Raw genomic sequence first — 19626 nt, 5'->3', positions numbered from 1 at the left:
GTGCGTCGCTTGTTGGCCCGAATGCCGACGCCTGGAAGTCGCGGTGTCGGCGGCGGGCGGGTGAGACCGGGCCGGTGGCGGTGATGCCTGTGGTGCCGGGCTCGGTGAGAGAGACCGTACGGCCCGTCGGCCGGTCGGAAACACCGTCAGCGCGCAACTTTCGGTTTCCCTAAGGGAGCGCTCACGCCGGGCTCACTTCGGTGCCCCAGAGCCCCGCGCAGCACCGCGCAGCCCCGCGCAGCACCGCCGACGATCCGCCGGATGAGCTGTTCCTTAGGCGACTTTTAGGGGATCCCGTCGCCGGAGGAATCCGCACGTCCCGCCTCGTACGATCGAACTCGCCTGGGGCCCGGGCAGGTTGAGAACGGCTTCCGCCTGCCGCCCCCGACGCGGACTTCCCCGTGGACCCGAGTGCCTGGTCCGCGTGCGGCCGGTCCCACTCCCCCTCATCGCGCCGTCACGGCCACCTGCCGGAGGTCTCACATGACTTCACGATCAGCTCACCACCGTTCTCGCGGCAGAAGCCGCCGGGTGACCAGGCTCGGGCTCGGCCTCGCCGCCGTGCTCAGCACGGGCGTCGCCCTCCTGAGCGCCTCCTTCGCCGCCACCACGCCGGCCGCCCCGCAAGCCGCGGCGCCGGCCCAGCCCAACCCGAACTGCACCATCACGGTCCCGGCCGACCCGCTCACCGCCCAGGGCCTGGCCACGCCCTACACACTGGAGGCCGGCGATCCGGCCCAGGGCGCCTGCCACGAGTCCAACGGCAACCAGTCGGCCTTCGTCCAGGCCACCGTCCTCGACCCCGCCACCGGCGCGGTCTCCGTCTACAGCCCCCTGGTCATCGACAAGGGAACCGTCCCCGCCGTGGCGCCGGTCGTCCCCGTACTGCCCGCGAACGCCGTGGTGGGGATCTGGTTCGGCTACAACGGCAACGTCCTGACCCTGGCCGGCCGGACCGCCGCCGGGAAGTGCGTCGGCGGCACGCCGGGGGGCCGGCCCTTCGGCCAGTTCGCCTACTGCAACGCCCCCGCCTTCTTCACCGCCGCCAACGCCGCCGAGACGGCCGGCAGGCTCGCGGTCCCGCCGCTGGGCACCGCCCGCGACGGCAAGCCCTGCCCGACCACGCGCGACTTCGGCGTGGTCGACCAGGACCAGAGCGACAACGTCACCACCGAGTACCTGGCCACCGCCCAGGGCACGACCGCCCAGAAGAGCGCGAAGAACCTCGCCGCCATGGGCGGCGGAGGGGCGGCGCAACCCACTGCGCTGCTCAACGGCAGCGACAACCTGCTGCTCGACAACTTCCTCGACCCCGCCCTGGGCTGCACCCCGTGGACGGCCCCCGACCTCGCCGACCCCGGCAGCAGGGTCACCTCTCTCGCGCTCGACGAACTCCAGGCCGCCAAGTTCCAGGCGGCGCCCGTCGCGATCGTTCCCCTCAGCGACCCCATGACCAACGAGAACAACCAGCAGAACCGGAACAAGACCAACCTCTACCGGGCGGGCGTCGACCAGCCCGCACTCGGCACCGCCGCCAACGGCGACCCGACCGCCTACTGCACCGACCTCACCACATTCGGCGCCCAACGCATCGATCTGGACAAGCAGTTCACCACCGCCGCCCCCTCACCTCAGGACGGCCAGAACCTCTTCGACTTCCTCACCCAGCGCCTCGCCGCCTCCGTCACCACCCTCGGCTGCCGGCAACCGACACCTACCGCCACCACCCCGAGCACCCGCCCCACCGCCGGTTCCACCCCGAGCACCCGCCCCACCGCCGGTTCCACCCCGACCGCAAGGCCCACCGCCACCGCCACCGCCACCGCGACCGCGACCGCGACCGCGACCGCGAAGCCCACCGCGACCCGGACCGCCGCGCCGAGTCCCACTCGGCCGTCCGCCACCTGCACCCCGGCACAGTTGCTCGGCGATCCCGGTTTCGAGACCGGCGACGCGTCGCCCTGGACGGCCACCCCCGCCGTGATCGACACCGGCGGGAGGCAGCCCCACTCGGGCAACTGGGAGGCCTGGCTCGGCGGCTACTTCACCCCCGCGACCGACACCCTCTCCCAGCAGGTGACCGTCCCGGCCGGCTGCAAAGCCGTCCTCGGCTTCTGGCTGCACGTCGAGAGCAACAACCCGTCCACCGGCGCGGACACCCTGACCGTCACCGCCAACTCGACCACCCTGGCCACCTACACCAACCGGGACGCCGCCGACGGCTACGTCCACAAGACCCTCGACCTCTCCGCCTTCGCAGGCCGGAAGGTGACCATCACCTTCACCGGCGTCGAGGCCACGGGCGCCGAGCAGACCAGCTTCGTGATCGACGACACCGCCCTCAACGTCTCCTGACCGGCCCGGCCGGGCATCCGCCCCCCGGTGGGCGCAGCACCCGCTGCGCCCACCGGTCCCCTGCACGAGGAAGGCCGGAGCCGTCTGCCGGACCGCTGTTTAAGGAACAGCTAAGACTCGGCTAAACTTCCCCGAACTCCCGCCCCAGCACCCCATCTGACCAGCGAAAACGCACTGCATCCGAGGCCCTGGCCGACCGGCCGCCCCGGGTGTGCCCGCCCCTGCCCGCCCACCGGTTCGAAGTCGGCTCGACCGGCTCCGCCCGTCGGCTACGGTGTGCGCCATGACGACCGTCCTCGTCGTGGAAGACGACCCCGCCATCCGCGCCTCCCTGATCGAGCTGCTGGCCGGCCATCAGCTGGTGGTACGCAGTTCCCCCGACGGATTCGGCGCGCTGCGCGAGGTCGCCCAGTGGCAGCCGGACGCGGTGGTGCTGGACCTCGGCCTGCCGGACCTCGACGGCGCCGACGCCCTGAAGATGATCCGCGGACTGTCCCAGGTCCCGGTGCTGGTCGCGACCGCGCGGGACGACGACGCCGAGATCATCAAGCTGCTCAACGCGGGCGCGGACGACTACCTGGTCAAGCCGTTCTCCGGCGGGCAGTTGCTCGCCCGGCTGACCGCCGTCCTGCGTCGCTGCGCGGGCCCGGCCCACGCCTTCGGCTCCCGGAGCGGCGGGGCCCCCGACGCGGACCGCGGGCCGCAGGTGCTGGGCGAGCTGCGGATCGACCCGCTCGCCCGTACCGTCCACCTGGCCGGCCGCGAGATCGGGCTGACCCGGCGTGAGTTCGACCTGCTGTCGTTCCTGGCGCTGAACGCCGACCGGGTCGTCTCCAAACGGCAGCTGCTCGCCGAAGTGTGGCGGCAGCCGTACGTGGACGAGCAGACCGTGGACGTCCACTTGTCCTGTCTGCGCCGGAAGTTGGGCGAGCGCGCGGCCCGCCCGCGCTTCCTGCACACGGTCCGGGGCGTCGGAGTGAAGCTGGTGTCGCCCCGGTGAGATCCGCCCTCGCCACGGTGGCGCTCGCGGTGACGGTCCTGGTCACCGTGTCGTTTCTCGTCCCGCTCGCCCTGCTGCTGCGCACCCACGTCCAGACCGAGGCGATGCTCGCCGCCGAACAGCGTGTCGACTCCGCGATTCCGCTGCTCGCACTGGACCCCGACCAGGCCGGTCTCACCGCGGCGGTGGCCCGCACCGACACCACGGGCCAGCTCTGCATCCACCTGCCCGACGGCAGCCTCCTGGGCACCACCCGGGCCGGCACCCAGCTGCTGGACCGGGCGGTACAGGGCAGGACCGCCCTGACCGGCGACGTTCCCGGAGGCCGCGACTACCTCCAGCCCGTCCTGCTGGACCACGACCAGGTCGCCGTCATCGAGGAGTTCGTGCCCGACAGCGAGCTGAACCGCGGACTGACCCGGGCCTGGACCGTCATGGCCCTGCTCGCCACGGGTCTGGTGATCGGATCGGTGCTGATCGCCGACCGGCTCGGCGCCCGTCTGGTGCGCGCCTCGCGCAAGCTCTCCCACGCGGCGGCAGCCCTCGGCGCGGGCGACCTCGCCGTCCGCGTCGAACCCGCCGGCCCGGCCGAACTCCGGGCGGTCGGCGACGCCTTCAACACCATGGCCGACCGGGTCAGGCAGCTGCTGGCGACCGAACGGGAGCTGGTCGCCGACCTGTCGCACCGGCTCCGCACTCCGATGACCGCGCTGCGCCTCGCCGCCGAACGGATCAGCCCCGCCCCGGCCGCACCCCAACTGGCGAAGGCGGTCGAACAACTGGAGGACGAACTGGACGCGATCATCGTCGCCGCCCGCACACCCCTGTCCACCAGGCCCGTCGGGACACACTCCGGCACCGGGACCGGCACGCCGGGCACCTGGCCGACCGGCCCGGCCCCGGACGAGTCCTGCCAGGTGTCCGAGGTCGCCGCCCACCGCGTCGGCTTCTGGGCCGTCCTCGCCGAGCAACAGGGCCGGGCCTGCACCTTCGAGGCGACGGACGAACCGACGCCCGTGCAGCTTCCGGGCGATCATGTCGCCGCGGTGGTCGACGCGCTGGTGGGCAACGTCTTCCGGCACACCCCCGACGGCACCCGCTTCGCCGTGAGCGTACGGCGGACCGCGCAGAGCGTCGTCCTCGTGGTCGAGGACGACGGGCCGGGCATCGCGGATCCGGTCGCCGCACTCTCCCGGGGCGCCAGCGGCGCCGGATCGACCGGCCTCGGGCTGGACATCGCGCGCAGCGCGGCCGAATCGACCCGGGGCCGCCTCCGCATCGGGGCCGGCCCGCTGGGCGGAGCACGGGTGGAGGTCGACCTCGCACTGGCGGCCGAACACCGGCGACCCCCGCGTCGCCCCTGGCGCCGGGACCGCCGCCGGGGAGCGCAGAAGCCACGCAGCCGACACGGCTGAGCCCCCCACGCAGCCGGGCCGGCCCGATCCCCGTGCACGCACGCCGCCCGGAACTCTTCCGGACGAACGCTCTACTGACAGAACGTCTCGCACTTCCGTCCACTTCGTGAACTGACCGATGATCATGTTTTCCCCACCGCCGTGATAGACCACTGGTCATGCGCCGGACCGGGTGCCCGACCCGCGGCATTCCCCGGTCTGCCCGCGGCACCCGGCCCACCTCCGCGTCCGGGACCGAGCAGCGACTGTTCGACCACATGCCTTCCCACCGGCATGCTCAGGAGTGAAAATGCCACATTCGGGAACCGCGACGATCCCGGAAGCCGATCCGGCCGACCGAATCCCAGGCCGCCCGCAGCCGGACGAGCCCACCCCCACCCGTCCGGCGCGCCACCACCGGGAAGCCGTGTCCGCGTACGCCAGGACGTGCTGCGCCGACGGCCGCGCCGCCCAGGAGCTCGCCGACGACGCGTGGCAGCGAGCGGCGAAAGCCGGTGGCTCCAGCGGCGACCCGGTGCCGAGCCGCCTGCGCCTGCTGGCCGAGGTGACCAGGGCGGCGGCCGAGTGGGTCGACACGGGACGCGAACCGGAACTGAGCCCGGCCTTCACCGCCTGGCTCACGAGGCTTCCCCGGCCCGACGACGCGGACGCGTCGACGCCGCCGAGGGGTGCGGACGCGTCGGCGCCGCCGGGGGGCGCGGACGCGTCGGCGCGCGCGGCACTCGCCGCGGCGGAAGCGGACTCGCTCATCCTGGCCGCTTTCGAAAGCCTGCCCGCCGCACAGCAGGAAGATCTGTGGCGGCACCTCGACGACACCACCGGACCGCCCGCCCCGCACACCGACAGCCCCGCCGGGCGTCGCCTCCAGGACGCCTGCCTCCAGGCATACGCCTCCCGCGCTCCTCAGCGCTCCTGCCGGCACCTGGCCGCACGACTCGGCGACCACGTCCGCCACGCCGGCGGCGGCGAGGCCGGGGAACTCGACCGCCACCTGGCGGGGTGCGCGAGCTGCCGGAGTCTGCGGGCGGACCTGGACGCCATTCGCACCTGGCAGCGACCCGTTCTGCTGAGGGCGCTGGTGCTGTGGGAAACGGCCGCGCCATCGTCATCGGCCCCCGCACCCGTACCCGCGCCCGCACCCGGGCCCGCGCCCGCGCCCGAACCCGCGCTCGCGCAGCAACCCCCGGACCAGCCCAGCGGTCGGGAATCCGACGACGCCGCGCCCGTCGCCCCCGACCGCAGCCGACGCCTGCGCCGGCCGACGCGCGCCGATGGCCGCACCGGCCGACGCCTGCTCATACCCCTTGCTTCGGCCGCCGCCGGCGCCATCGCCGCGCTCGCCATCGCCGGCCTCCTACTCAGCACGGTGGAGGGGGCCGGCGAACACCCCCTGCCGGTCGACGCCCCGACCCTGTCCGCCGCCGCCAGGACGCTGCCGGCTCAGGGCTTCGACGGCGAGTCGCCGGAAATCGGCTCGGCCGCGATGGCCACCGCTTCGCCTGCCGCCTCCCCCTCGGCCGCCGCCTCCCCCTCGCCCGCGGCGCCCACCGGCACCCCCGTAGCTGCCGCGCGACCGGCAGCCGCCACCTCGGTCGACACCACCCCGCCCCCCGCACCACCGGTCGCCGCCGGGCTTCCGCTCGTCAACCACAGCTCGGGGCTCTGCATCGGCCTCGCGACCAGCACCCAGGCCACCGGCCCCGTTCAGCTCCAGCTCCAGCAGTGCACCGGCCAGGCCGCCCAGCACTGGCAACGGCTACCGGCCGAACAGGACAGCTACCAACTGCGCAACACGGCCACCGGAACCTGTCTCGACGGCACCACCGCGGGCGGAAACAACGTCACCGTCACCCTCCGGACCTGCCGGTCCGAGGCGGAACGCGCCGAGCAGCTCTGGCGGTTCGCGCCCGACGCCCAGGAGGGCACCTTCCGCCTCCTGTTCGTCCCACGAGTCCCCGCCAGCGACTACTCCGCACACCTGCTGGGCCCGCAGGACTGGCCGAAGGCGGACCCCCCGCACCCGGGATCGCTGCTGGTGCACCTGCCGGACTACTACAACTCCGCCAGCTTCGTCTTCACCATGGGCTGACCCGTACCGCCCCGGCTACGCCTGCCCGGTCCGCCCGGCGAAGTCCAGGACGGTGACGGAGAGACGGCGGGTGGCCAGCGGCGGGACGGCCATGGCCAGTGGCAGCAGGACACCGAGCGGTCCCCGGCCGCCGGTCGGCCGGACGTCCCGCACGCCCACCACCGCCGGACTCGCGGTGCGGAGCTTGTCCCGCTCGTCCGCGTCCATCGCCCACGGCATCGGCGGCACCCGGTACCCGTGGAGGCGCAGCCTCCCCCTCACGGTGAGCCGGCCGAACCAGCGCGGCACGGCGTCCAGCACGAGCGAGCCGCCCGGGAAGCGCTCCGCGCAGTCCGCGATCAGGGACCTCACCCGGGCCGGCGGCAGGTACAGCAGGAGTCCCTGGGCGCAGAGCAGCACCTCGCGGTCACGGTCCACCTCGTCGGCCCACCCCAGGTCGGTGGCGTCGGCGGCCAGGTAGCGCTGACGCGGGCCTGGCGGCAGCAGCTTCTCGCGCAGCGCCACCATCTCCGGCAGGTCCACGCTCAGCCAGCGGGCCCGCCCGTTGTCGACCCGCCAGTACTGGGTCTCCAGGCCGTCCCCCAGGCAGACCACGGTGCCGCGCGGCTCCCGGGCCAGGAAGTCCGACACCTCGCGGTCGAAGCAGCCCACCCGCAGGGCCTGGAGCTGGGCCTGGATGCCGCTGGCCCCGAACCGCTCCGCGAAGGGGTAGTCGAGCCGGTCGACCAGCTCGACGGCCTTGGGATCGTGGAGCACCCCGTCCGGCCGGCGCGCCTCCAGCGCCCGGTACCACAGCGTCCACAGCGCCGTCTCAGGCACCTGCTCCAACTCCGGCCGTTCCCCGCCGCCGCTCATACCGACTCCTCCGTGGACAACCCCGGCCGCCCGAACCCGCCGATTCTGACACCCGTCCCGCGGCCCCCTTCCCCGCGACGCGCCGTCAGGACCCGAGCCAGGCCGGGGTCGGGTCCCCGCTACGGCCGGGCCGGGCCGGTGGCGTCCGCGGAGGGGCGGCGGGTGGCGGCCCAGGCCGCCTCGATCATTCCGAAGATCTCGTCCAGCGCGGCATCCGGATCGGGCGCCTCGCGGGCCAGCGAGTAGGCGTCGATCACGAACCTGGCGATCGCCCGGCTCGCCGTCGCGCCCCGCGACAGCTCGGGATCGGCGGCGATGGCCACCGCCAGCGACTCCGCGTGGCGCAGCCGCATCGACTCCTCATACTCCCGCAGGGCGGGCGATTCGTCGATCATGCGCCAGATCGGGGCGGCGCCGTCCGCGGTGCAGTGCCGGACGAGGGCCTGGATCTCGCGGCGCAGCGCGGGGATCAGCGGCTCGTGCGACGCCCGGCCGGTGACCGCCCGGGTGAGGCGCTGCTCGAAGTCGTCGTCCCGCTCGAACACCAGGGCCTCTTTCGAGGCGAAGTGGGAGAAGAGCGTGGTGACGGCCACGTCGGCCTCGGCGGCCACGTCACGGATTCCCACCGCCTCGTACCCGCGGTCCAGGAAGAGCCGGAGGGCGGTGTCGGCGATCTTCTGGCGGGTCGCGGCTTTTTTGCGCTCACGGCGGCCGGACGGCTCGGTCATGGCATGACCCTAGCAGGTACGAAACAACAACGGTTCCAAAACACTAACGGTTAGTGTTACGGTCCGTGGCATGAAGAAAGTGAACTTCGCCGAGTTCGGCGGTCCTGACGTTCTGCACCTCATCGACGCCGACGAGCCCCACGCGGGCCCCGGCCGGATACGCATCGCCGTACGGGCGGCGGGCGTGAACCCCGTCGACTGGCGGATCCGCGAAGGCCAGAAGCTGGGTGCCCATCCGACCGTTCTCCCCTCCGGGGTCGGACAGGACGCCGCGGGGGTGGTGGACGAGGTCGGCGAGGGCGTCGAAGGGGTCGAGATCGGAGACCGCGTCTTCGGCGAAGGCTCCGACACCTACGCCGAGTTCGCAGTGCTGTCGGCCTGGGCCCGCATGCCCGAGGGCCTGACCTTCGAAGAGGCCGCCGGGTACCCCTCCGTGGTGGAGACCGCGCTGCGCATCATCCGCGAGGTCGGCGTACAGCCCGGACAGACGCTGCTGGTCAGCGGCGCGTCGGGCGGCGTCGGCTCAGCGGTGCTGCAGATCGCCCGCGACCGCGGCATCACGGTGATCGGCACGGCCGGGGCCGCCAACCAGGACTACCTGCGCAGCCTGGGCGCCGTCCCCACGACGTACGGCGAAGGCTGGGTCGACCGGGTACGGCAACTCGGCCGCATCGACGCCGCCCTCGACCTGGCCGGCTCGGGCGTGATCCGCGAACTCGTCGACCTGACCGGGGACCCGCGGAAGGTGATCACCATCGCCGACCTCGGCGCACCCGACCACGGCGTCCGCTTCTCCGGCGTGGCCGGGAGCGTAACGGCGGCCCTCTCGGTGGCCGCCGACCTCATCTCGCGCGGAAGGCTCCACATCCCGGTCGAGAAGACCTACACGCTCGCCGAGGCCGCAGCCGCCCACCTCGACAGCCAGGCCGGCCACACCCGCGGACGCCGGGTCATCATCCCCTGATCCCCGCACGCCCCTCCCGGCCGCATGCCGCCCACCCCACCCACTGCGCGGCATGCGGCCACCCCTCCCCGAGACGCGACCCGCGCCCGCCCCTCCGCGCAGCCGAAGTCGATCACCCGCCCTCTCGCGCCACCCCAGGCCGGCCCCAACACCAGCCACAGCCGCGGCTCGTGCCTCCTGATCGCCCACCAGCCGCCAGCAGCCCAATCCCGACGCTTGGCGACTCACCCGGACATGTGGACCACCCCAGGCCGCCAGGCCGCCCGCGCGAGAAGTCGGCCACCACCATGGTCCGGGGCGGCCCTCGCGAGCCGGAAGCCCCCGACGCCCCAACCGGACGAGAGAACCCCGCAACCAGCGACGACCTACACCGCCGGACCCACGGGCCAACCGGCTGACAGCACCAGAAGTCGGCCACACCGACTTCTCACACCAACCCAGAGCCCCCGGCACTCCAAACGCACCAGAAAACCCCCGCAACCAGCGACAACCACGCTGCCAGACCCCACACCACCAGACCGCCCGCGCGAGAAGTCGGCCACACCGACCTCTCGCGCCGGCCCGAACCGCGCCAGCCACCACCATGGTCCGCGGCCCCCGGGACTCAGAAACCCCCGACACCCCAACCGGACAAGAGAACCCAACAACCAGCAACGACCTACACCGCCGGACCCACGGGCCAACCGGCTGACCGCACCAGAAGTCGGCCACACCGACTTCTCACACCAACCCGAACTACGCCTGCCACCACCGCTACACCAACCCAGCGCCCCCGGCGCTCCAAACGAATCAGAAAACCCCCGTAACCAGCGACAACCACGCTGCCAGACCCCACATCACCAGACCGCCCGCGCGAGAAGTCGGCCACACCGACTTCTCGCGCCGGCCCGGACCGCGCCTGCCACCACCGTGCTCCGCGGCCCTCGGGACTCGGAAACCCCCGACGCCCCAACCGGACGAGAGAACCCAACAACCAACGACGACCTACGGTGCCGGACCCACGGGCCAACGGGCCAACGGGCCAACGGGCCAACGGGCCAACGGGCTGACCGCAGCAGAAGTCGGCCACGTCGACTTCTGCTGCGGGCGCCGTCCTTGGCGGTCGCGGCTGCGGCTTGCGCCGGTCCGGTCGGGCGGGCGGGCAGGGGCGTCAGGGGCGGGGCGCCCGGCTGGTACACGTTGGAGTGCGGGGGATCATCGTCTGGCCGGACTGAGGTAACGGACGGTCGGGAGGGTGGGCAGGGCTATGGCCGCGCCGGCCGCCGGTACGGCGGCGGGGCCGGAGCCCGAGAGGACGAGGCCACCGAGGGCACCGGTACGGCGGCGGGGCCGGGGCCCGAGAGGGCGAGGCCGCCGAGGGCGCCGGCGACGGCCACGCCGAGGAACTGGGCGGAGAAGTGCAGGCCCAGGGCTTGGGCGCGTTGGGTGGGGGCCGGGCGGGTCTGCTGGCTGGTGCCGCCTGACCACCAGGCGCAGCCGAAGGCGGACATCAGCGGGAAGGAGACGACCGTGGCCACCAGCGGCAGGCGGGACACGGTGGTGACGGCCAGCGCTGCCAACAGGTCGGCGATCAGGGTGAGGGCGCCGCGCAGGACGGGGCCGACGCCGTGGCCGGTGATGAGGCGGCTGACGGCTCGTCCGGCGAGCAGGCCGCCGGCATCGAAGACGATCATCAGCGCGGCCATGCCGTGGCTGCCGAGTTCGGTGGCCCGTGCGCCACCGGATCCAGGTAGGTGTAGTGCGGCGCAGCAGGTCGAGGTGTCCGCCGGGGGACGACGGGCAGGCCGGTCCGGGCGGGGACGGCGGTGACCACCGCGAGGAGGGTCACGAACCAGAGCGAGGCGCGCCAGCCGAGCGCCGAGCCGATGACGGTGCCGATCGGGGCACCCAGGGTGAGTGCCACCGCGTTGCCGCCCCGCCCGCGGTCACCGAGATCGCCCTGGGCAGTTCCCCGGGGGCGCAGAGCGCGGCCGGGGTGGCGGCGGGGCCGCGAAGAGGGAGGCGTCGAGGGCGGCGAGCGCCCGGGCGACGGTCAGCACCGCTGAGTCGGGTACCACCGCAGTGAGCGTGGTCGCGGCGTCGAAGGACAGGGCAGCCCCCAACAGGAGCCGCCTGGAGGGGACTTGGTGAAACAGGCCGATCAGCGGCGGTCGGGCCAGGGCGTACACGAGCGCCGTCGGCAGCGGGTCCGTCGAGCCAGCCAGCAGGATGTTGCCGTACCGGCGCCCACGAAAGCCTCGCACCACTTCCTGCCCGGCTGCGCACCGACGAGTTCGACGAGCGCTTCCCGGGTAGGACCGGCGCGGCCCCAACCGGCGCGGACCGGGCGGGCGGTGGCCGCTGCCCGCCTCAGCCGACGCTGAAGGCGCCGTCCGGTGGGGGCGGGGAGTCGGTGGCGTCCGCGTCGGTGACCGGGGCGGTCCGGCCGACCAGGGCGGCCAGTTCGTCGCCCGCGGTGAGCCGGGCCGGGAAGATGTCGCCCGCCAGCAGGCGGGTCAGTTCGGCGGTCGGCAGCGGCTCCGTCGAGCCGGCCAGCAGGATGTTGCCGTACCGGCGTCCGCGCAGCACCGGCGCCTCGGCGACCAGGAGGACGTACGGGAACACCGCCCGCACCGTCGCCGCCTGCGCCTTGGCGAAGGCCAGCGGCGGGCCGTCCGCCAGGTTGGCGGCGTAGCAGCCGCCGGGGCGCAGGGCGGCCGCGGCCAGCCGCAGGAACTCCACCGAGGTGAGGTGGGCCGGGGTGCGGGAGCCGTGGAAGACGTCCGCGATCACCAGGTCCTGCGAGTCGGCTGGGGTGGCGGCCAGTGCGGCCCGGGCGTCGCCGACCGTGGCGGTGATGTCCGCGCCGGGGCCCTGCCAGGGCAGGTGTTCGGCGACCAGGTCGAGCAGCGGCCCGTCCACGTCCACCACCCGCTGGCGCGAGCCGGGGCGGGTCGCGGCCAGGTAGCGCGGCATGGTGAGGGCGCCGCCGCCCAGGTGCAGCACGTCCAGCGGACGGCCGGCGGGGGCGAGGGCGTCGGCGAGGTGGCCGATCCGCCGGGTGTACTCGAATTCGAGGTGGGTCGGGTCGGTGAGGTCGACGTACGACTGCGGGGTGCCGTCGAGGGTGAGCAGCCAGCCGCCGTCGCGGTCGATGTCCGGCATCAGCTTGGCGAAGCCGAGGTCGGTGGTCCGCCCGACCGGCACCGGCTCGTCCGTCACGCGTTCTCCCCGACCGGCCGGACGTCCAGGTGGGCGGCGAGCCAGTGGTCCAGCTCGGCGAACACCTTGGTGCGGGCCGCCTCGCCGGAGAGCACCAGGTCGTGCATGCCGCCCTCGATCCGGACCACCGTGACGTGGCGGCCGAGCTTCGGGCCCTGCGCGGCGATGTCGTCGGCCCGCAGCACGGCGTCGGCGTGGTGCAGGGCGTTGTGCCAGGTGGTGGTGGAGATCGACCTGGCCGAGGCCATCAGCAGCACCGGCACGTCGATGCCCAGCCCGAGCCGCAGCTGCCGGTGCCCCTGGTGGATCGCGGCCAGCCAGCCCGCGTACAGCGGGAAGCCCTCGGCGGGCTTGAGCCGGAGGTCGAAGTCCCACTCACCCTTGTGGTCCCGGTGCAGGCTGTGGGTGTAGTGCGGGTTGAGCGAGGAGGGCAGGATCCGGGTCGGCTTCAGCCGCGCGATCGCCGTCACCACCGGGCCGCCGGCGGTCCGCACGGCCGCTCCGGCGGGCATCGACAGGAACGGGCTGTTCAGGAACAGCCCGTCCACCACGCCCCGCCCGGCCCGGCGACCCGCCCACAGGGCGCCGACCAGGCCGCCGGTGGAGTGCCCGTTCAGCAGCAGCTGCCGGTGGCCGTCGACCTCCCGGATGATCCGGACCGCCTCGTCGATCTCCTCGTCGTACTCGGCGAGGCTCCGGACGAAGTTCGGCGAATGGTGCGGCCGCAGCGAGCGCCCGTACTTGCGCAGGTCCAGGGCGTAGAAGGAGAAGCCGAGCGCGGCGTAGTGGTCGGCCAGGTTGGTCTGGAAGAAGTAGTCGTTGTACCCGTGGATGTACAGCACGGCCCGCTCGGCGCCCGGTACCAGCCGCCGCACGAGGGTCGCGCAGACCGCCCCCTCGTCGTCCGGCCGCAGCTCCAGCTCCGCCGCCTCGTAAGGGGCACCCAGGATGTCTTCCCGAAACTCCATCTGCCGCCGCACCCGTTCCTCCGCTCCGCCCGCCGCCAGGGCGGGTGACCACCCGTTCCGCCCCGACCATACCGGCCGGTAGCTCCGGGCCGCGCGGCGACGTCCGCGCGGAGCCGCTCGCCGTCGCCTGCCGTGCCCCTGACCAGGGTAGCCGCGCGCCTGCCGGCCGCTTCACGTGCGCCTGCTGTGCGCCGGGGGTCGTGTGGAACGCTGCCCGGACGGACACGGCGAGTTGGGAGAACAGATGGATTCATCGCTCTACCGGTCGGCCTCCGAGGCGATCGCGGCCCCGCCGGAGACCTTGGCGTACGTGGCCGGGTTCGACCGGTCGGCGCAACGGCCGGACGCCCTGCTCACCGTCGACACCGACCCGGAGTCGGCGAGCTACGGAAAGGTACTCAACTTCGCCGAACTTCCCACCCTCGGTGACGAGTTACACCACTTCGGGTGGAACGCCTGCTCCAGCGCGCTGGCGCACGCCTGCCACGAGAACCCGGAGCGGCGGTACCTGCTGCTGCCCGGGCTGCGGTCGTCGCGGCTGCACGTGATGGACACCCGTCCGGACCCGGTCCGGCCCCGGCTGGTCAAGACGGTGGAGGCCAAGGAGCTCGCGGCGAGGGCGGGCTACTCGCGCCCGCACACCCTGCACTGCGGCCCGGACGGCGTCTTCCTGTCCTGCCTCGGGGCCGGGGACGGCGGCGACGGGCCCGGCGGGGTGGCGCTGCTCGACCACACCACCTTCGACGTGCTGCGCCCCTGGGAGACCGAGCGCGGGCCGCAGCTCTTCGCCTACGACGTCTGGTGGCACCTCGGGACGAACGTCGGGGTGACCAGCGAGTGGGGCACCCCGTGGATGGTCGAGGACGGCGTGCTGCCCGAGCAGCTGCTCCGCCGCAAGTACGGGCACGCGCTGCACTTCTGGGAGCTGGACTCCGGGCGGCACCTCCAGCGGGTCGATCTCGGGGACCAGTACCAGATGGTGCTGGAGCTGCGCCCGGCGCACGACCCGCACGCGGAGTGGGGGTTCGCCGGGGTGGTGGTGAACGTCGAGGACCTCTCCTCCTCGGTGTGGCTCTGGTACCGGGAGGGCCCGGCCTTCACCGCGCGCAAGGTGATCGAGATCCCGGCCGAGCCCGCCTCCGCCGACGAACTGCCGCCCGCGCTGCGGCCGTTCGGGGCGGTGCCGCCGCTGGTGACGGACATCAACCTGTCGGTGGACGACGGTTGGCTGTACGTGTCGGCCTGGGGCACCGGCGAGTTGCTCCAGTACGACGTCTCGGACCCGTTCCACCCCCGGCTCGCCTCCTCGGTGCGCCTGGGCGGGGTCGTCGCCCGGACGCCGCACCCGGCCGAGCCGGGGCGGCCGCTGAACGGGGCACCCCAGATGGTGGAGATCAGCCGGGACGGGAAGCGGCTCTACCTCACCAACTCCCTCTACGGCGCCTGGGACGACCAGTTCTACCCGGACGGCATCGACCCCTGGCTGGTCAAGCTGGACGCCGACCCGGTCGACGGCGGGCTGAGCATCGACGAGCGCTTCTTCCCGCACGGCGCCGACTTCCGGGGGCTGCGCGTCCACCAGACCCACCTGGCGGGCGGCGACGCCTCCTCGGACTCCTACTGCTACCGGTAGGAGGAGGCCGGCGGGCTACCGGGAGAGCGCCTGGTCGTACCTCACCCGCGCCAACGGCAGCCCGGCCGCCAGCAGTTCGGTCCGCACCGAGGCGACCATCCCGGCCGGCCCGCTGACGCAGGCCAGGTGCTCGCGCCAGTCCCCGGCGGCGGCGACGGTGTCGGCGAGGCGGCCGACCGTCACCGGGGTGAGCGCCAGCCAGGGTTTGTGCAGGCCGAGTTCGGAGAGCGCGTGCCAGTCGTAGAGGTCGGCCCGGTCGCGGGCGCCGACGAAGAGGTGGACGCGGCGGCCCGGCGGGCGGTGGAGGGCCTGCTGTTCGACGATCGCCTTCATCGGGGCGAGACCGGTTCCGCCCGCGACCAGCAGCAGGTCGCGGGCAGAGTCGCGGTCGAAGCCGTCGCCGTCCCCGTCGCCGCCGCGGTCGCCGTCGCGGTCGCCGCCGCCGTCGCCCTCGGGCAGCAGGCTGCCGCGCGGCGGGCCGAGCCGCAGCCGGTCGCCGACGGCGGTGCGCTCGACCAGGGCCGCGCTGACACCGCCGGGACCGGTGCGGCGGACGTGGAACTCCAACTCGTTGTCGCCGCGCGGGGCGCAGCCCATCGAGTACTGCCGCCAGGTGTGCGGCAGCGCGGGGTGTTCGACGGTACCGTACTGGCCGGCCCGGTACGGGTACGGCTCGCCGGTGCGCACCCGCAGGACGGCGAGGTCGGGGCGGCGGCGCTCGTGGCCGGTCACCAGGGCGTGCCAGTAAGGGGGTTCGGCGAGCGCGGACTCGGCGCCGGCGACCATCGCGCCGACGGCGAAGCGCAGCATCCGTACCCAGGCGGCTTCCAGGGCCTCGGTCCAGTGCTCACCGGCCCGGTGGCGGATCGCGGCGCACAGGGCTTCCTCGAAGGCCTCGAAGTGGACCGGGCGGACGCCCAGCTTCCGGTGGTCGCGGCCGAGCCCGCGGAGCATCCGGGCCAGTTCGACGGGCTGGTGGAGGTGGTCGATCAGGTGCTGGAAGACGCGTTCCAGATGGGCCTGCTGGAACTCCATCGAGGCGGGGAAGAGCGCGCGCAGGTACGGTCGGCGGCGGAACATGACCGCGTAGAGGTGGTCGATCAGCTCCGGGAGCGGGGCGACCAGGTCGAGGTCGCGCCGGATCAGGTGCTGGTCCCCGACGCCGTCGTAGCCGTCGTGACCGGCGAAGCCGGGACCGTCGGAACCTGGTCCGTCGGAACCTGGACCGTCGGAGACGTCGTCGGCGGAGACCTCCGACGGCGAGGTGGGGGTGAGGAGTTGGCGCCGCAGTCGCATCGCGTGGTGGCGGGCGATCAGGCGGTCGTACTCGGCGGTGGTGGCGGCGGCCTTGCTGCTGTTGTCCATGACCGGCCCAGTCAACCGCCGCCCGCCGCGCGCCGGAAGGGCCGATGGGCCCGGAGGGACCCGGGACCATCGGCCCTCGGTGGAACGCCGAACCGGCGAACCGAACCGCTACCGGTTCTGCTCGGCGACCCGATCGGCCCGATCGGCCCGATCGGCCTGGTCGGCCTGGTCGGCGGCCGACGCCCGGTCCGCCGCCGACGCCCGGAGTTCGGTGGCGTCCCAACTCGCCAGCAGCCGCAGGGATTCGGCGGACGCCGAACCGGGCTCGGCATGGTAGGCGACCAGCACCTGGTCGGCGTCCCCGGCCGGGCGCAGCGTCTCGTACTGGAGGCTGAGCGGCCCGACCACCGGGTGGTGCAGGCGCTTGGTGCCGTGGCCCTTGTCCTGGATCCGGTAGGTGGCCCAGAGGCTGCGGAACTCCTCGCTCTTGACGGAGAGTTCGCCGACCAGCGAGGCGAGGGCCCGGTCGTCCGGGTAGAGTCCGGCGTCCAGCCGCAGCAGGCCGACGACGTCGCAGGCCTTGGTCTCCCAGTCCTCGAAGAGCTCTCGGGCGGCCGGGTCGAGGAAGACGTGCCAGGCCATGTTGCGCTGCTCCGGCGGCATCGCGGCGAAGTCCCCGAGCAGGGCGGCGCCCAGCCGGTTCCAGGCGATGATGTCCAGCCGCCGTCCGAGCACGTACGCGGGCACGCTCTCCATGGTGTCGAGCAGTTGCTGCAGCGCGGGCCGCACCCGCTGGGGGCGGGTGGGACCGGTGCCGCCGGGGCGGCGGCGGGCGGGCTTGGTGAGCCGGCCGAGGTGTTCGCGCTCGGCGGGGCCCAGGCGCAGCACCCGGGCGATGGCGTCCAGCACGGCGGCGGAGACGTTCTCGCCGTGGCCCTGTTCGAGCCGGGTGTAGTACGCCGTGCTGACTCCGGCGAGCTGGGCCAGCTCCTCGCGCCGCAGCCCGGGCACCCGTCGGCGGGTGGTGCCGGCCGGCAGGCCCACGTCCTCGGGCCGCAGCCGGGCGCGGCGGGATCGGAGGAACTCGCTGAGTTCGGTGCGCTGGTCCATGAGTGCAGTATGCGGGCCGGAGCGGGCGCCGGGGCACGGACGAGGGTGATACTGCCGTGCGTAGGTTCCCCGGTCGTACGTTCCGTTTTCGTGCGATGAACAATGATCTGGTTGGGCCCGCCGACCCGCCGCAGTCTGATGGGCATGACGAACGAGACGCCCCAGAGCACGGCCCCCGCTACCACCCCCGCTACCACCGCTACCACCCCCGCCGCAGCCACCCGCACCGTCGCCGCCTACGCGGCCCAGCGGCCGAAGGCCCCGCTGGCGAAGACCACCGTCACCACCCGGGCCGTCGGCGAGCACGACATCGTGATCGACATCAAGTACTCCGGCATCTGCCACTCCGACATCCACCAGGTCGGCGAGGACTGGGGCCCCGGGATCTTCCCGATGGTCCCGGGCCACGAGATCGCCGGCGTGGTCGCCGAGGTCGGCCCGGGCGTGACCCGCTGGAAGGTCGGCGACCGGGTCGGCGTCGGCTGCTTCGTCGACTCCTGCCGGGAGTGCGACAACTGCCGGGCCGGCCTGCAGCAGTACTGCACCGGCGAGGGCGGGATGGTCTTCACCTACAACGCCACCGGCAAGGACGGCCGGCCCACCTACGGCGGCTACGCGGCCGAGCTGGTCGTGGACGAGGCGTACGCGCTGCGCATCCCCGACGCGCTGCCGCTGGACGCCGCCGCGCCGCTGCTGTGCGCGGGCATCACCCTGTACTCGCCGCTGGCCCACTGGGGCGCCGGCCCGGGCCGGAAGGTCGCGATCGTGGGCCTGGGCGGGCTCGGCCACATGGGCGTGCAGCTCGCCCACGCGATGGGCGCGGAGGTCACCGTGCTCAGCCAGTCGCTGCGCAAGCGTGAGGACGGCCTGCGGCTCGGCGCGGACCACTACCGGGCCACCTCCGACCCGGCGACCTTCGAGGAGCTCGCGGGCAGCTTCGACCTGATCGTCAACACCGTCTCCGCCGATCTCGACCTGACCGCCTACATCGGCCTGCTGCGCACCGACGGCACCATGGTGCAGGTCGGCATGCCGGAGAAGCCGGTCTCGGTGCACCCGTTCCCGCTGGCCCTCGGGCGCCGTTCGCTGGCGGGGTCGGCGATCGGCGGGCTGCCGGAGACCCAGGAGATGCTGGACTTCTGCGCCGAGCACGGCATCACCGCGCAGATCGAGCTGATCCGGGCCGAGCAGATCAACGAGGCGTACCGGCGGGTGCTGGACGGCGACGTCCGGTATCGCTTCGTGATCGACGCCTCGACCATCTGACCGCAGGTCCGCAGGTCCTTCCGTCCGCCGGTCCGCGAAGGGTCCGGCGGACGGCCGGAACGCCCCGCGCAACCGGTGCTCTCCCACCACCGGTTGCGCGGGGCGTTGCCGATGACTCCCGCCGGCCGTCAGACCCCGGCCCCCGCCGCCCGGCGCTGCGCGCGCCGGTCCTCCCGCCGCTGCCGCCCACGGCGCAGCGGCTGGTCGGGCAGCCACCCGAAGGTCAGGCAGGCGCCGACCACCCCGAGCAGCATCCCGATCAGGAACCCGCCGAGGTTGGAGGTCACCCAGCTGGCCAGCGAGGCGAGCACCGCGAGGATGGAGTAGAACAGCCGCTGCGTCGGGTTGAACAGGATCAGCAGCCCGCACAGCAGCATCACCGAGGGCACCAGGTACCCCGCCAGCCCCACCAGCGAGATGTGCAGCAGGAGGGGCAGCGGGGCCCACAGCGTGAACAGGATCTCGGCGCCGCCGAGCGTCACCAGCAGCCCGCCCCAGAACGGTCGTCGGCCCCGCCAGTCGCGCCTGACCGGACCCGCGGGGCTCGCGGGCGCGGCGGTCGGAGCGGACGCTTCGGACGCAGCGGGAGCTGCGGCGGGGCCCGCGGCGGGAGCGGGGCCCGCGGCGGGGGCGGTGGCCGCGGCGGGGGTGGCGGCCGTCCCCTGGGCCGTCACCGCCTCGGCCCGCGCCACGGCGCCCTCGCCGGTCGCGGCCGGCTCCGGTACGGACTCCGCCAT

The 19626-nt window shown here is 73.8% G+C and carries 16 protein-coding genes; 7 read left to right on the top strand and 9 right to left on the bottom strand.

Annotated elements, in window-relative coordinates; genetic code table 11:
• Positions 1-531 precede the first annotated feature (531 nt).
• From ACZ6Z8_RS15140 to ACZ6Z8_RS15125, 4 genes are all read left to right on the top strand, one after another.
• Positions 532-2355, top strand: coding sequence for a hypothetical protein (locus ACZ6Z8_RS15140; RefSeq protein WP_465609781.1), 1824 nt, complete (start codon positions 532-534; stop codon positions 2353-2355).
• 283 nt (positions 2356-2638) lie between these two features.
• Positions 2639-3355 carry a response regulator transcription factor gene (locus ACZ6Z8_RS15135; protein WP_396535147.1) on the top strand — a complete coding sequence of 239 codons (717 nt, stop codon included), beginning with the start codon at positions 2639-2641 and terminating at the stop codon, positions 3353-3355.
• Complete coding sequence (locus tag ACZ6Z8_RS15130) at positions 3352-4770, top strand: sensor histidine kinase (protein ID WP_465609778.1); 1419 nt, start codon at positions 3352-3354, stop codon at positions 4768-4770. Before ACZ6Z8_RS15135 ends, ACZ6Z8_RS15130 begins: the two co-directional genes overlap by 4 nt.
• Positions 4771-5059: 289 nt before the next feature.
• A complete protein-coding gene (locus ACZ6Z8_RS15125; RefSeq protein ID WP_465609776.1) occupies positions 5060-6859 on the top strand; it encodes an RICIN domain-containing protein in 1800 nt (599 codons plus the stop codon).
• A gap of 15 nt (positions 6860-6874) precedes the next feature.
• Here ACZ6Z8_RS15125 and ACZ6Z8_RS15120 read toward each other — a convergent pair whose 3' ends face one another.
• Together ACZ6Z8_RS15120 and ACZ6Z8_RS15115 are read right to left on the bottom strand one after the other, a co-directional pair.
• The gene (locus ACZ6Z8_RS15120; protein ID WP_465609774.1) at positions 6875-7714 is read right to left on the bottom strand and encodes a class I SAM-dependent methyltransferase; all 840 of its coding nucleotides are present in this window, start codon (positions 7712-7714) and stop codon (positions 6875-6877) included.
• A 119-nt stretch (positions 7715-7833) separates the two neighbouring features.
• The gene (locus tag ACZ6Z8_RS15115) at positions 7834-8442 is read right to left on the bottom strand and encodes a TetR/AcrR family transcriptional regulator (RefSeq protein WP_465609772.1); all 609 of its coding nucleotides are present in this window, start codon (positions 8440-8442) and stop codon (positions 7834-7836) included.
• A gap of 70 nt (positions 8443-8512) precedes the next feature.
• Here ACZ6Z8_RS15115 and ACZ6Z8_RS15110 point away from each other — a divergent pair, with 70 nt between their 5' ends.
• Entirely contained in the window at positions 8513-9406 is an 894-nt protein-coding gene (locus ACZ6Z8_RS15110; RefSeq protein WP_465609770.1) for an NADP-dependent oxidoreductase, read from the top strand.
• A gap of 1244 nt (positions 9407-10650) precedes the next feature.
• Here ACZ6Z8_RS15110 and ACZ6Z8_RS15105 read toward each other — a convergent pair.
• From ACZ6Z8_RS15105 to ACZ6Z8_RS15090, 4 genes are all read right to left on the bottom strand, one after another.
• The gene (locus tag ACZ6Z8_RS15105) at positions 10651-11079 is read right to left on the bottom strand and encodes a hypothetical protein (RefSeq protein ID WP_465609769.1); all 429 of its coding nucleotides are present in this window, start codon (positions 11077-11079) and stop codon (positions 10651-10653) included.
• Entirely contained in the window at positions 11079-11309 is a 231-nt protein-coding gene (locus tag ACZ6Z8_RS15100) for a hypothetical protein (protein ID WP_465609767.1), read from the bottom strand. The genes ACZ6Z8_RS15105 and ACZ6Z8_RS15100 overlap by 1 nt, the downstream gene beginning before the upstream one ends.
• Positions 11310-11755: 446 nt before the next feature.
• Complete coding sequence (locus ACZ6Z8_RS15095; RefSeq protein WP_465609874.1) at positions 11756-12550, bottom strand: spermidine synthase; 795 nt, start codon at positions 12548-12550, stop codon at positions 11756-11758.
• A 53-nt stretch (positions 12551-12603) separates the two neighbouring features.
• Positions 12604-13575: an alpha/beta hydrolase gene (locus ACZ6Z8_RS15090; RefSeq protein ID WP_465609765.1), complete on the bottom strand. Its 972-nt coding sequence runs from the start codon at positions 13573-13575 to the stop codon at positions 12604-12606.
• Between the two features lie 244 nt (positions 13576-13819).
• On the opposite strand from ACZ6Z8_RS15090, the gene ACZ6Z8_RS15085 reads away from it, so the two are divergent.
• Entirely contained in the window at positions 13820-15208 is a 1389-nt protein-coding gene (locus tag ACZ6Z8_RS15085) for a selenium-binding protein SBP56-related protein (protein ID WP_465609763.1), read from the top strand.
• A gap of 15 nt (positions 15209-15223) precedes the next feature.
• On the opposite strand, the gene ACZ6Z8_RS15080 is transcribed toward ACZ6Z8_RS15085, so the two are convergent.
• Both ACZ6Z8_RS15080 and ACZ6Z8_RS15075 read right to left on the bottom strand, forming a co-directional pair.
• Entirely contained in the window at positions 15224-16573 is a 1350-nt protein-coding gene (locus tag ACZ6Z8_RS15080; protein ID WP_465609761.1) for a globin domain-containing protein, read from the bottom strand.
• A gap of 108 nt (positions 16574-16681) precedes the next feature.
• Positions 16682-17623 (bottom strand): helix-turn-helix domain-containing protein, encoded by a 942-nt coding sequence (locus ACZ6Z8_RS15075; protein WP_465609759.1) that lies wholly within the window; start codon positions 17621-17623, stop codon positions 16682-16684.
• 144 nt (positions 17624-17767) lie between these two features.
• Here ACZ6Z8_RS15075 and ACZ6Z8_RS15070 point away from each other — a divergent pair, with 144 nt between their 5' ends.
• Positions 17768-18889: an NAD(P)-dependent alcohol dehydrogenase gene (locus ACZ6Z8_RS15070; RefSeq protein WP_465609757.1), complete on the top strand. Its 1122-nt coding sequence runs from the start codon at positions 17768-17770 to the stop codon at positions 18887-18889.
• A gap of 128 nt (positions 18890-19017) precedes the next feature.
• On the opposite strand, the gene ACZ6Z8_RS15065 is transcribed toward ACZ6Z8_RS15070, so the two are convergent.
• Positions 19018-19626, bottom strand: a complete 609-nt coding sequence (locus ACZ6Z8_RS15065; RefSeq protein WP_465609755.1) for a DUF6114 domain-containing protein — start codon at positions 19624-19626, stop codon at positions 19018-19020.

The organism is Kitasatospora sp. NPDC101108 (genome assembly GCF_055584725.1).
The sequence above is the reverse complement of the archived record's forward strand: the minus strand, read 5'-3'. Positions and strand labels throughout refer to the sequence as shown.